Raw genomic sequence first — 12,491 nt, forward strand, 5'->3', positions numbered from 1 at the left:
TATCTTACTCCGAAGGGCCGTCGGAAAGCAACCCCTTGAGCGCTTCCAACCTCGGATCGATGGTATGGGTATCACAGCTACAATCCCGCTCATTCCGATTACAGCCACAGACCGGACACAAACCTCGACACGTTTCGCTGCACAAGGGACGCTCATCAATCGCCAAAAACATCGCTTGTTCGAGCTCTGGCGTCAAATCGATTTCATCATCCGCAACCTGTCGAATCTCGTCGTCGACCGAATCGGCAGAAAGCGTGTAAGTTTCATGCAACGGCGCTTCCAAGGGTCGTGCAAAGCTGCCAAGGCATCGGCTGCAGCGGTAATGAACCACAGTGCGCAGACAACCGTCCACCTCGATCAAGGGCTGCCGATAGGTTGCATGGACGCTTACATGGACATCGTCCACCGCCTCAATATCGACGACCAACTCTGCGACGCGCGGCAGCGAGACGACTTCTGCCACGTCGATTTGTCCCTCTCGCTTTAATTCCTGAACGTCGATTTTCATCGTAACCGTATCCCCTTCCCGCCGCGCCATTGGCGAAAGCTTCATCGCTTTTATGAAAATAACGCCTGCGCCTGGCGAATGGCCTGCCAAATCGCGTCCATCTGCTCCATCGTCGCCCGATAACCGATGTCAATGGCTTCGCTGGCGCGACCAAATTGCGACGTACCAATATGAGCGACATCAGGAACAATATTGACCGTCGCTAACTGCGTTCGATGTGCATACACCTCGTCTTGCATCAGTCCCAAACTTTGCACGATCACGTCCAGCATGGACGTCGGCACAGTGCCAACAGGCGTGTACGATACGTCGACGCCAATCACGACATCGACCCCCAAATCCCACGCTGCTTGGACTGGCACGCGTTCGATGACGCCGCCATCGACATAAACCGCTCCTTCGCGAACGACGGGCACAAACACTCCCGGGATCGAAATGCTCGCACGAATGGCGTCGGCAATAAGTCCGGTGCGAAAGACGACCAACTTGCGAGCAACCAAGTCCGTAGCGACGATGGCGAGAGGAATCTGAGTGTCGGCAAAGGTGCCCTGGCGCGTCATGAGCGCGACCACCTCGTGCACTTTGTCCCCCTGAATCAACCCCATCTTCGGCACCGTAAAGTCGATCCAATGCCGCCGGCGCAGTCCAGTTGCCAAGGCTCGCAACATGTTCGGGCCGACGCCCATCGCATAGACGCCTCCAACCAAAGCTCCCATGCTGGATCCGGTCACTGCATGAATAGGTACCCCACTATCGGTCAAAGCCGCAATCACTCCGATGTGTGCAAAACCTTTTGCGCCGCCAGATCCTAAGGCCAAGCCTACGCGGACATCCGCCACAAGTATTGCCCCCTCAGAGCGACACGTGTTCCAGTAGCGCCTTAGCTACGCGCGGCGTGACAAATTGGGAGACGTCGCCGCCGTGCAATGCGACATCTTTAACCAACGAAGAACTGACAAACCCATAGACCGAAGAAGTTGGTATGAATACGATCCGCAGGTCTTCAGCCAGCGACCGATTGACGTGTGCCATCGCCAGCTCCGCTTGGAAGTCCAATTCATTGCGGACACCGCGGACGACACATGCGAACGATTCCCGCCGATAATAATCTACGAGCAAACCCTCGAAGGAATCCACGCGAACATTGTCTATTGAAGAAACCGCGTCGCGGATCAGATCCATACGCGTCGCCACATCGAACCATGGCCGTTTGTTCGGATTGTGCAGCACGCTGACAACCAATTCATCAAACAAGGTCGCGGCCTGTACAACCACATCCAAGTGGCCGCGTGTAAACGGATCAAAGGTACCTGGGTACACCGCCTTACGCATGGTCATCCCCTTTATCCCTGTTGCCAAGGACAGGTTCATACAGAGCGATGGCAATGTCGCCATACACCCTATACTTCACCTTGGCAAAATCGTTGATTACGTCCGGCAGTTCCATCTCCTTAGGAAGTTCACAGACAACGCCACCGATGATGCGATCCGCCGGCAAAGCCTCTAAAACCGGCTGCCATAGGCGCTCTGCATATGGCGGATCGACAAATACATACGCCAAGGTGTCGCCCATGTTGTACAACTGCTCGATAGCTTGCCGCCAGTGCGATTGCCATAGTTCAGCTTGTGCAAGACCTTGCACTCGCATCAGATTGTCGCGAATCGTCCGCAAGGCCCGGCCGTCGCGATCGACAAAGATGGCTCGCTCTGCCCCCCGGCTCAAAGCCTCAATCCCCAATGCACCAGAGCCGGCAAACAAATCGACCACAACCCCCGAAAGGCTGTGCGGAATTAAATTGAACATCGACTCCTTTACCCTGTCGGTCGTCGGCCTCGTCGCCGCCCCTTTGGGCGCAACTAAAGGCATACTTCTCCACTTTCCTGCGATCACGCGCACTTGCCGAGCACCACCTGTCACCGCAATGACGGCTCTCCAACCATATGTGTACGTTCAAAGTACCATATCCGTTTGTCGGCACCAAATCCTGCAGCGATACACCGCCTCTGGTATAACTTCCAATCGCGTGGTCGAGAATAGAAACATCAACGGCGACAGCTGTTGTAGGCAACCGTGTGCGAAGAGGCAATCCCCATCCACTCTTCCTCCGGTTTCTCCTCTCCCAGAATGTGTCGGCTAGCCTGACACCAGAAAACCTCACGCGTACCCGGGCGTGAGGTTTTTCTGTTCCTGGGCACCATCGCCATCCCAGCCACCATCCCGGACGGCGTAGTATAATGCTCCAAAGGCCACTTAGACTAACCTCATGGCAAAAGGAGCAGTGTTCATGACCCAAGAGCAGTCGCCCCATAGCGTCGTTCAGCTGCGCACCGCACTCGCGACCTCATCGCAGACCGCCGCTGCAATCGTTGCTGAATACCTGCAGAGGATCGCACAGCAAAACGAAACCTTGCGGGCCTATCTACACGTTTGCACCGAGCAGGCAGAACGCCACGCCATCGCCCTAGATGGTCTGGCCAGCGGCTATCCGGAAGCCCTCGGACCGCTTGCGGGTGTGCCAGTTTCGATTAAAGACCTGATTGATACCACGTTTGCGCCAACGACGTACGGCCAAGCGAAATATCAAGGACATGTGCCAAAAGCGACCGCAGTCTGTGTACAAAGGCTGCAGAGTGCACACGCCATCATCATGGGCAAGGCCCACCTCCATGAATTTGCCTTTGGCGTAACCAATGAGAATCCTCATTTTGGCCCTGCGCGCAACCCGTTCAATCCATCTCGTATCACCGGCGGATCGAGCGGCGGCAGTGCCGCATCCGTGGCAGCCGGCATGGCGCTCGTCAGCGTCGGCACCGACACGGGAGGTAGTGTTCGTATTCCGGCAGCGATGACCGGCGTGGTCGGTTTTAAACCGACCTTCGGCGCTATCCCCACAGATGGTGTTTATCCGCTTGCACCTTCGCTTGACCACGTGGGCTCTTTTGCCACGTCTGTGCTCGACGCGGCGCGTACGGCGGAGGTCATGGCGGGCCTTGCCCCGGGAACATGGAGCCAAGTAGATGCACAGGCTGGCACGGTACACCCCATCCGGGCCGGACTGGTGCAATCCCTCGTTGACGCCTACGCATCCGAAGACGTCTCTGAATGGTTCACCGCCATCTGCACACGACTTTCTCGCGAAAGAGTCGTGGCTGTAGTTGGTTCTGTGCCTGTCGATGGCGAGGAAATCGCCATTCATCAAGGTAACATTCTGGGCGCCGAAGCTTATTCGACGCATGCGCGGGCACTGGCAAACCATGCAGCCGATTACGGCTCTGACGTCGCAGCCAGACTGCAGGCAGGCCGTGACGTGGCGGCGGCAGACTATATCGCAAGCCTGACATTCCAACGAGCCTTCCGTACAACTATGGATGGTTTTCTCCAACAATATGACTGCTTGCTATTGCCCACTGTTCCTGTTCCCGCACCCCCACTCGGTGCAGAGACCGTGACGGTACGAGGTAAATCAGAAGCAGTGCGGCCGCTTTTAACTCGCTTCACCAATCCGTGGAACCTTTCTGGGCTACCCGCTATCTCGATACCAGCCGGCACCGTGGATGGTTTGCCTATGGGCTTGCAAATCATAGGGCCACGCGGACAAGACGCAAAGCTCATCCACATGGCCCATATCATCGAAACTGCACTGAAAAACGTGTTATGATCTTTCTCGCATAGGCTCAGCGGGTGCTCGATTGGACAGCGCCCGCCAACACGCCATACATCTCGCATACCCGGTGATAATGGCCAAGCAACTGCTTGCTTGGTCCCTCCCAGTCGAGCGACCGGGCGATCTGAAGGCCCCGCTCGCGCACAGCACTACGCTTGCCCTCGTCGGACATGACCGTCTTCACTGTTTCGATCATCTCGTCTGTCGAATTCGGATTAAAAATAAACCCAGCTCGTCCATCCTCCAGGACCTCGCGCGTCGGAGGGCTATCCGCCGCGAGAATCGGTAACCCCGTTGCCATCGCCTCAAATAAGACCAAGCCCAGCGTCTCGGTAGTCGATGGAAAGAGAAATGCATCTGCGGAGGCATAGGCCTGCGCAAGCTCTTCGCCATGCATGTATCCCGTAAAATGAGCCTTCGTCCCCGCAAAAATACGTTCCAACTCAGGGCGGTGCGGCCCATCCCCGACGATCGCCAGATGTAAATTGGGAATGGCATCCATGCACGGCCGAATGCGCTCAATATTCTTTTCCGAAGCCAAACGGCCGACGTACAGAAGCACTGGATCATCTGGCCCAGCCTTTGGAGCTAGGCGTTTACGCATTGCCTCACTGCGCCGCGCCCGTTGATAGAGGTCGACATCCACACCACGTTCCCACAGTTCGAGATTCTGGAACCCGTGCTTCTCAAGCTCGCGCAACGTAGCACGCGAAGTGGCCAGATTCAACTGTGCCCGATTATGTAAGGTTCGGAAATACCACCAAAGTGCAGGTTCCAGGAAATCGAGCTTATAGTGATGAGCATATGCTGGTACATTGGTGTGATAGGACGCAATGAGGGGCAAATGGAAGCGCCAAGCGTAGTAAATCCCACCTATACCCAGAAATGCAGGATTGACGACGTGAATCAGATCCGGGCGAAACGCCTTGACCTTGCGCCCAATTCGTGGTAAGGGCAAGGCGTACCGCTTTTCCGGATAGAGGATGAATGGCATCGCAGGAATGCCAACGATGGTTGCGGAGGCGTACTCCCGCGGCGATCCAGACGGCGCGAACAGCAGCACCTCGTGACCTTCTCGCTCCAGATAACGCAATGTGGCGCATAGGCGCGTGACGATCCCGTCGGTCGACGGCAGGAACGTCTCCGTAAACATCGCAATCCTCATGGCTATAGGTTACCTCCAGGTCGCATTCGGACGAATGACATTGAAATCAACACGCTCGCGATAGCGTTGTGCGGTCTCGATCAACTCGCGAATCAATTCATCAGACAACAGGTGTGGTTGCAGTCCGAGATCGAGCAACTTGGTGTGCACCGCATGATAATAGTGCTCTTCCTTCTCGACGCGCGGATTCGGCAGGTGTGCAATCTTAGCGTCAAGCCCCATCTCACCGGCGACACGCTGTACGCGTTCCGCTAATTCGAGTACCGAGAACTGCTCGGTGAACTGGTTAAAGACGCGGAATTCACCGCGATCCGCAGGATGTAACGCGGCGAGTTCAATACATTGTAAAGTGTCGCGAATATCGAGAAACGCACGCGTCTGACCGCCTTTTCCATAAACGGTCAAATCGTGACCGACGGCCGCTTGGATACAAAACCGGTTCAACGCTGTGCCAAACACGCCATCGTAATCGATGCGATTATACAATTGCTCGTCCCGTTTGGTCTCGGCTGTCCACAATCCGTAGACAACACCTTGGTTCAAGTCGGTAGCACGAATGCCCCACGAGCGGCACGTAAACATGATGTTGTGGCTGTCATGCACCTTGGACAAGTGGTAGAACGAAAACGGCTGTTTCGGATACGGAAGCACGTCCTCGCGACCCTTGTGCTGGATGCGGATGTAACCTTCTTCGATGTCGATGTTCGGCGTCCCGTATTCACCCATTGTACCCAGCTTAATCAGGTGGCAATCAGGTGTATTCTCCTTCATTGCGAACAGCACATTCAGCGTTCCAACCACATTGTTAACCTGGGTGAACACAGCGTGTTCGCGATCAATCATCGAGTACGGGGCAGATCTTTGTTCAGCGAAATGAACAAATGCCTCCGGTTGAAAGTCTCGAAAAACATGCTCGACAAATTCGTAGTTCTGCAAGTCGCCGAAGTAGAACTTGATGTCTTTGCCGGAAAGCTGCTTCCATGCAGCCAGGCGCTCTTCCATCGTAGCAATGGGCGTTAACGACTGTGTCCCGAGTTCTTTATCCCATTCGCGACGAACGCAGTTGTCCACGATGGCAACCTCGTGCCCCCGCTCGGAAAAGTGCAGGGCCGTAGGCCACCCACAGAATCCGTCACCGCCGGCAATTATAATTTTCACGTTGATCATTCACCCCAACATTCAGTTAGACGCAAATCACTTCTCTACCAATGTACAAGTTTTCAGCATGCCCGGCAAGTATACGGGGAAGGGAGGCTGTGACGCAAGTGTTGATTTATCGCTTTTACCTTTGGCACAGCCCAATTGTCTGTCCCATCCGAACACTGTCCCCGAATTGTACCGTCCACTCTACGCGAGCATCCGCAGGAAAAAGCACAATCACTGTGGATCCGAGTGCAAAGTAACCGAGTTCGTCTCCCTGCTGAAAACAAGTCGGCGCGCCTAGACGAAGTGAACCGCGCCTATGCCCATCTGTTTCTGCATAGTGCAAACATATGGTACGTACTCCAGCCGCCCCTACCATAACGAGAGCAAACCTGCCGATGGGCGATTGAAAATATGTAATTGTTCGCTCGTTTTTAACGAATAATTGATCAATGTGTGCCACCGATAATGCATTGACAGGAAAAAGAGTGCCAGGAACATGCACGAGGCACTCAGGGACGCAATCAAGCGGTGCATGTACCCGATGATAATCTTTAGGGCTCAAATATATCGTCGCGTACTGGCCATCGACAAAATCTGCGGCCGATTCTTCATCCTGCAGTAAGTCCACTAGGCTGTAGGGACGACCTTTCACCTGCAGGAGTTGCTTGTCGGATAGCCTTCCAATCTCGCTGACACAGCCATCGACAGGGGAAATGACACCTTCCTCAATCGGTCTTGTGCCAGTCTTCAGCGGGCGGGCGAAAAAATCGCCCAAGCAGGCAAACTCCGACAAGGCACAAGACAAATCGTCGAGATCGACATTGTAATGACGAACAAACCACGGAATGGCACGACGGCTTAACCGGGTTCGCACAAACCACCTTACGCATGCGGTATACGTTCGCTTCGGAAATGCGTACAATGCCGCTTTCACAATATGGATACGCCATCACCCTTCATCATGTCGTCGCCAATTCCTATTGTAGACACTTCACTGCCAAAAGAAAAAGAGCCAGCCGACCATTCGGCTAGCCCTTCTTCTTGTGACTCAACGATTAGCGGCCTGCGAGCTGTTGCTCCGCGAATGCCACCAAACGCTTCGTGATTTCACCACCGACCGAACCGTTCTGACGAGCGGTCGTTTCGGCACCGAGTTGCACGCCGAATTCGGAAGCGATTTCGTACTTCATCTGGTCGAGTGCACGGCTTGCGCTTGCAATCAAGACTTCGTTGCTGCCGCTTTGATTCGCCATGATGTGTTCACCTCCTCTTGCGTGGTACACCTAGTATGTTCGACAAGGGAGGTTTTATAATTGCCACTTACGCCCAACGACTTAATCGCGATAGACCGTTTCCTCAACGGGCACCTGAACAGCTTCCCTCAGCGCTTCAGTCGCGGGCGAGTACCAAAACGAGTCAGATGCTAGCAACTGTGCTGCCTCATCGCGCGCCACCGACATGATCCGCTGGTCTTGAACGATATCGCCGACGGCAAACTGTGGTAAACCACTCTGGCGAATGCCTAAAAACTCACCCGGTCCGCGCAATTCCAAATCGCGCTCCGCAATGCGAAAACCGTCCTGGGTATCCAGCATCGTCTGAATTCGCGCATGCGCCGTTTCGTTGTTCGCTTCGCTGAGCAAAATACAATAGCTCTTATGGGATCCACGTCCAACGCGGCCACGCAACTGATGAAGCTGTGCCAAGCCAAACCTCTCCGCATTGTAGATAGCGATGACCGTAGCGTTTTTTACATCAATGCCAACCTCGATCACTGTGGTTGCAACAAGTGCATCGATCTCTCCGTCACGAAACGCCCGCATGATCCTATCCTTTTCATCGGCAGCCATTTTTCCATGTAAAAGACCCAGTCGAAATCCCACCAACTCCTCGCTTAGCTTGTCGAATACATCGAGCAAAGCAGTAAAATCCACGGTCTCCGACTGCTCGATAGCTGGCGTTACAATATACGCCTGACGGCCAGCAGCCAGTTCCCGCCGGATGAAGCGAATAGCCTGTGCTTCTTGATGCTTGGAAAGCGCGATTGTCTCAATCGGCTGACGGCCTTTCGGCAGCTCGTCCAACAATGACACATCCATGTCACCGTACACAGCCAATGCCAATGTACGTGGAATAGGTGTCGCCGAAAGCATCAAAACGTCCGGGGAAGTCCCTTTACTGCGCAGGGCAGAGCGTTGCGATACGCCAAACCTGTGTTGCTCGTCGGTCGCGATAAGACCTAAATTGCAAAACGTAACATCCTCTGTAAGTAAAGCGTGTGTGCCAACAACCAGATGGATTGCACCGCACGCCAAACCTTCAAGAATCTCTCGTCGCGCCTTGCTTCCGACAGATCCGGTTAACAATCCGATGGACATACCTGCGCTTGAAAGCACGCGTTCAGCCTCTCGCGCATGTTGTTCCGCCAAGATTTCTGTCGGTGCCATCAGGGCAGCCTGAAAACCAGCCAAGTAGGCAGCGTAACACGCGAACAGCGCAACCCATGTTTTACCTGACCCAACATCACCTTGTACCAATCGCGCCATGGCACGGTCGGCCTGGAGATCATGAAGAATATCCATACACGCTCGTCTTTGCGCATTTGTGAGCGGCGCAGGAAGGAAACCGGCGAAGCGGTCGACAGCATCATCAGGTACGCACCGTGCAACGCCGGCGGATTCCTTACGGTGCATGCGAAACCAATGTAGTTGGATTTGAAACAACAGAAACTCTTCAAATGCTAAGCACCGTCGAGCTTGTCTCAAATCTTCGGCCGAACGAGGACGATGCATGGCGACGACCGCATCGCGGTGATTCCATAGCCTATATTTCTTTGCCAAAGAATAGGGTAGGACATCCGGTAACTGGTCGGCATGCAAATCTATGGCCTTACCAATCAACTGGTGGATTTGGCGCGATCCGATTTCCTTATTGACTCGATAGACAGGTAGCAAGCCGTTGGCGCCGCCCCGCGGTTCCGCGACATCAAACGATGTTTCGGCAGCGACGATGCGCTGTGTTTTCGCATCCCATCGGCCCGTGACGATGAGCAAGCGCCCATCCGTAAGACGCGACTTAAGGTAATGTTGTGAAAACCATGTACATAGGACAAGATGTTGACCGTCCACGCGCAAACGCGCGGTCAACATCGACTTAGGGCCACGCCAACGCACAATGGCGTTGCCGCTGACAACAGCTCTTACCGTGACCCGCGCACCGTCCTGCCACTCGGCAAGCGGTCGAATTTGCCGATCTTCGTATCGGAATGGAAAATAATGCAACAAATCGTGAATTGAATGAATGCCAAGAGCCGCCAAGGCATGTTCCTTGGCGGGTCCCACTCCTGGCAAGCCACGCACGCTCTGCTGTTTCAGATTCAAACCCGGCCACTCCACAACGAAAGCTTAAAATTTAACGCCTTGCACGTAGATCTGAATATTTGGCGTCTCAATTCCTGCGGTTTCAGACAATACATACTCGACCTTCTGCCGAACCCGCTGTGCAGTTTCATAAATGTTGACGCCATACTGCACAATGATAAACAGCTCCACCTGGACGTCTTCATTTCCTACAATTCGCACTTCCACACCGCGTCCTGGATTCTCACGCCCAAACACTTCGGTGAGCCTATCTACCACCTGGCGACGCGATGCCATACCAGCAAGCCCATCGCACTCGATGGCCGCGAGCCCTGCCGTGGTGGCGATTACGTCCTCAGACACCGCAATCGTCCCGTATTGGGTATCAAACGTTTTTGGCATGGAACCCCTCCGCTCTCGGCGCTTATTTTCCTCATTGTACTATAAACGGATTCGTCCCCGGAAGGATGGTTGCGGGATCCGGGACGATATGCTAAGCTAGGCAGGGTCATTTTCGCCAAGCATGTCAGCGCATGTGCTTGAATTACGGATACAGGCCTGGTGAAGGAGGTGTTCGCATGGCAAGACGGTGTGAAATTTGCGGACGCGGACCCCAAGTTGGCAACAAGGTCAGCCACTCGCACATTTTGACCAAGCGTCGCTGGCTTCCAAATCTGCAAGTGGTACGCGCGAACGTCGGTGGAACGACCAAGCGCATCCGCGTTTGTACGCGTTGCCTGAAGGCGGGCAAAGTAACGCGCGCCGTATAACCTTGAACATGAGAAAAAAGCACCTGCGAACAGGTGCTTTTTTCATGCTATGAAATTGCGCTGATGACCCACTGATGTACAGAAAGAATTCAAGAATCCTTGGTGAAGGTACCCAATACCGCTTTGACGATTCCACCTAAAAACCGCGGCAGCTTGATCGTGTAAACTTTCAAGACCACTTCCCCCCTCGTGCAACCAGCGCAACATCATCCGAGCGAGTCTGACTGCCGCAAGTCCCGCTCTGCCGCTGGGCATAGGCCTGTGTCGCTAGCTATGTATATGCGCATTCTGTCGAAATGTGCCAGGACGAGCCTAAAAACCGGCGTAGCGGCTCACTTACATCGCCAAGGCCTTTGTCAGCCGTGCAACCGCATCCGTACGATCCGAATGGTCAAACACCGCCGACCCTGCAACAAACACGTTTGCTCCCGCTTCGTAGACCTCTCGTATCGTTTGCTCATTGATGCCCCCATCCACTTCGATGAGAACGTCGCCACGCCCCAATTCAACCAATTGTCGCCGGGCCGAGGCAACTTTCGAGACCGTCGCAGGAATCAGAGTCTGCCCGCCGAACCCCGGATTCACCGTCATGATCAGCAACAGGTCCATCTCACCCACCAAGTATGGAAGGCTGTCGAGTCCTGTTCCAGGATTGATTGCCAATCCCGCCCGCAGTCCAGAACTTCGAATCATCTGTAAAGCCCGATGTGGGTGATGAGTCGCCTCTTGGTGAATGGTGATGACGTCTGCACCGGCTTCTACGAAAGATGGAATCATCGACTCAGGCTTTTCGATCATGAGATGTACGTCAAGAGTACAACGAAACCGGCGCCGCAACGCGGACACGACGAGAGGACCCATAGTGATGTTCGGCACAAAGTGACCATCCATCACATCGATATGTATCCAGTCACATCCCGCGTCGACGACGGACGCTACTTCCTTCTCCAAACACCCAAAATCCGCTGACAGAATCGATGGCGCAATCTTGGTGACATTCATGAATACTCGTTCAGCTCCTGTTCGCGAATCTCGTGGTACAGTTGGCGATACGACGCATAGCGCGACAGAGCGATTTGCGATCGCTCCACTGCATCCTTGACGCCGCATCCTTCTTCGTCTAGGTGTAAACATCCACGATAACCACACGCTTGCGCCGGCTCGGTAAAATCCAAAAAATACTCGCGCAAATCGCGCGACGCAAGTTCAAGTTGCAATTGACTGAATCCCGGCGCATCCGCCACCCAGCTCTCCGCGTCCATTTGAAATAGTTCAACATGGCGAGTCGTCTGCTTGCCGCGGCCAATCTTCTCACTGACTTCACCTGTTTGCAAATGTAAACCGGGCAACAAGGCGTTCGCTAAGGTTGACTTGCCTGCGCCAGAAGGTCCCGCAAAGACACTTATGCGACCTTTTAAACGAGCGCGGATCTGCGCGACGCCAGAGCCAAATTTGGCCGCAATAGCGTACGTTTCATAGCCGATGCCGCGATAGAGTTTAACGATTTCCTCGGCGCGTTCGGATACAACAAGATCGGACTTCGTCAGCACAACTGTCGGCTCGACGCCTGCCAGAGCGGCGGCGACGAGCGTCTTGTCAAGCATGTATAGGTTTAAATCAGGCGTGACGAAGGAACAAGCCACGACGACGTGGTCGACGTTGGCGATGGGCGGTCGCACCAACTCGGTCGTGCGCGGAAGGACCTCGCCAATCACACCCTCGTTGTTACCGATCGGCTCATAGAGGACCTTGTCGCCGACAAGTACCGTCGTGCCACGCTTTTTGAACACACCGCGCGCGCGACAGCGACGAACTTTTTCACCGTCTTGAACATCGAAGAAACCACTGATAGCCCGAATCACGCGTCCTTCCGCCACA

The 12,491-nt window shown here is 54.4% G+C and carries 15 protein-coding genes; 2 read left to right on the top strand and 13 right to left on the bottom strand.

All coding sequences use genetic code 11. The features are described 5' to 3' along the window. Positions 1-4: 4 nt before the first annotated feature. The 4 genes from BLU70_RS08145 to rsmD are packed head-to-tail and all read right to left on the bottom strand — an operon-like array spanning position 5 to position 2,426. A complete protein-coding gene (locus tag BLU70_RS08145) occupies positions 5-538 on the bottom strand; it encodes a YceD family protein (RefSeq protein ID WP_244885156.1) in 534 nt (177 codons plus the stop codon). 20 nt (positions 539-558) lie between these two features. Next, positions 559-1,347, bottom strand: coding sequence for a patatin-like phospholipase family protein (locus BLU70_RS08150; RefSeq protein ID WP_074693169.1), 789 nt, complete (start codon positions 1,345-1,347; stop codon positions 559-561). A 13-nt stretch (positions 1,348-1,360) separates the two neighbouring features. Further along, on the bottom strand, positions 1,361-1,840 hold the full coding sequence (gene coaD / locus BLU70_RS08155) for a pantetheine-phosphate adenylyltransferase (RefSeq protein ID WP_074693170.1): 480 nt from the start codon (positions 1,838-1,840) through the stop codon (positions 1,361-1,363). Beyond that, positions 1,833-2,426, bottom strand: coding sequence for a 16S rRNA (guanine(966)-N(2))-methyltransferase RsmD (gene rsmD, locus BLU70_RS08160; RefSeq protein WP_244885157.1), 594 nt, complete (start codon positions 2,424-2,426; stop codon positions 1,833-1,835). The genes coaD and rsmD overlap by 8 nt, the downstream gene beginning before the upstream one ends. 367 nt (positions 2,427-2,793) lie before the next feature. Here rsmD and BLU70_RS08165 point away from each other — a divergent pair, with 367 nt between their 5' ends. Then, positions 2,794-4,167, top strand: a complete 1,374-nt coding sequence (locus tag BLU70_RS08165) for an amidase (RefSeq protein WP_074693172.1) — start codon at positions 2,794-2,796, stop codon at positions 4,165-4,167. Positions 4,168-4,183: 16 nt separating this feature from the next. On the opposite strand, the gene BLU70_RS08170 is transcribed toward BLU70_RS08165, so the two are convergent. From BLU70_RS08170 to BLU70_RS08195, 6 genes are all read right to left on the bottom strand, one after another. After that, the gene (locus BLU70_RS08170; RefSeq protein WP_176780862.1) at positions 4,184-5,338 is read right to left on the bottom strand and encodes a glycosyltransferase family 4 protein; all 1,155 of its coding nucleotides are present in this window, start codon (positions 5,336-5,338) and stop codon (positions 4,184-4,186) included. 9 nt (positions 5,339-5,347) lie between these two features. Further along, positions 5,348-6,496 (bottom strand): NAD-dependent epimerase/dehydratase family protein, encoded by a 1,149-nt coding sequence (locus BLU70_RS08175; protein WP_074693215.1) that lies wholly within the window; start codon positions 6,494-6,496, stop codon positions 5,348-5,350. 124 nt (positions 6,497-6,620) lie between these two features. Then, on the bottom strand, positions 6,621-7,418 hold the full coding sequence (asd, locus tag BLU70_RS08180) for an archaetidylserine decarboxylase (RefSeq protein WP_244885158.1): 798 nt from the start codon (positions 7,416-7,418) through the stop codon (positions 6,621-6,623). A 121-nt stretch (positions 7,419-7,539) separates the two neighbouring features. Continuing rightward, positions 7,540-7,740: an alpha/beta-type small acid-soluble spore protein gene (locus tag BLU70_RS08185; RefSeq protein WP_100218627.1), complete on the bottom strand. Its 201-nt coding sequence runs from the start codon at positions 7,738-7,740 to the stop codon at positions 7,540-7,542. A 78-nt stretch (positions 7,741-7,818) separates the two neighbouring features. Continuing rightward, complete coding sequence (gene recG / locus BLU70_RS08190) at positions 7,819-9,864, bottom strand: ATP-dependent DNA helicase RecG (protein ID WP_074693174.1); 2,046 nt, start codon at positions 9,862-9,864, stop codon at positions 7,819-7,821. Positions 9,865-9,888: 24 nt separating this feature from the next. Then, a complete protein-coding gene (locus tag BLU70_RS08195) occupies positions 9,889-10,245 on the bottom strand; it encodes an Asp23/Gls24 family envelope stress response protein (RefSeq protein WP_074693175.1) in 357 nt (118 codons plus the stop codon). A gap of 176 nt (positions 10,246-10,421) precedes the next feature. On the opposite strand from BLU70_RS08195, the gene rpmB reads away from it, so the two are divergent. Further along, entirely contained in the window at positions 10,422-10,613 is a 192-nt protein-coding gene (gene rpmB / locus BLU70_RS08200) for a 50S ribosomal protein L28 (protein WP_040289405.1), read from the top strand. A gap of 89 nt (positions 10,614-10,702) precedes the next feature. On the opposite strand, the gene spoVM is transcribed toward rpmB, so the two are convergent. From spoVM to rsgA, 3 genes are all read right to left on the bottom strand, one after another. Beyond that, positions 10,703-10,792, bottom strand: coding sequence for a stage V sporulation protein SpoVM (spoVM, locus tag BLU70_RS14960; protein ID WP_074693176.1), 90 nt, complete (start codon positions 10,790-10,792; stop codon positions 10,703-10,705). Between the two features lie 157 nt (positions 10,793-10,949). After that, a complete protein-coding gene (gene rpe, locus BLU70_RS08210) occupies positions 10,950-11,615 on the bottom strand; it encodes a ribulose-phosphate 3-epimerase (protein WP_074693177.1) in 666 nt (221 codons plus the stop codon). Continuing rightward, positions 11,612-12,490 (bottom strand): ribosome small subunit-dependent GTPase A, encoded by an 879-nt coding sequence (gene rsgA, locus BLU70_RS08215; protein ID WP_006446899.1) that lies wholly within the window; start codon positions 12,488-12,490, stop codon positions 11,612-11,614. Before rsgA ends, rpe begins: the two co-directional genes overlap by 4 nt. Between the last annotated feature and the right edge of the window lies 1 nt (position 12,491).

The organism is Alicyclobacillus hesperidum, assembly GCF_900107035.1.
Taxonomy (GTDB): domain Bacteria; phylum Bacillota; class Bacilli; order Alicyclobacillales; family Alicyclobacillaceae; genus Alicyclobacillus; species Alicyclobacillus hesperidum.

Excerpts from the sequence above, each read along its gene's own strand:
- BLU70_RS08170 (WP_176780862.1), bottom strand. The coding sequence starts at position 5,338 with ATGAGGATTGCGATGTTTACGGAGACGTTCCTGCCGTCGACCGACGGG.
- BLU70_RS08145 (WP_244885156.1), bottom strand. The coding sequence starts at position 538 with ATGGCGCGGCGGGAAGGGGATACGGTTACGATGAAAATCGACGTTCAG.
- BLU70_RS08195 (WP_074693175.1), bottom strand. The coding sequence starts at position 10,245 with ATGCCAAAAACGTTTGATACCCAATACGGGACGATTGCGGTGTCTGAG.
- rpmB (WP_040289405.1), top strand. The coding sequence starts at position 10,422 with ATGGCAAGACGGTGTGAAATTTGCGGACGCGGACCCCAAGTTGGCAAC.
- coaD (WP_074693170.1), bottom strand. The coding sequence starts at position 1,840 with ATGCGTAAGGCGGTGTACCCAGGTACCTTTGATCCGTTTACACGCGGC.
- BLU70_RS08165 (WP_074693172.1), top strand. The coding sequence starts at position 2,794 with ATGACCCAAGAGCAGTCGCCCCATAGCGTCGTTCAGCTGCGCACCGCA.
- rpe (WP_074693177.1), bottom strand. The coding sequence starts at position 11,615 with ATGAATGTCACCAAGATTGCGCCATCGATTCTGTCAGCGGATTTTGGG.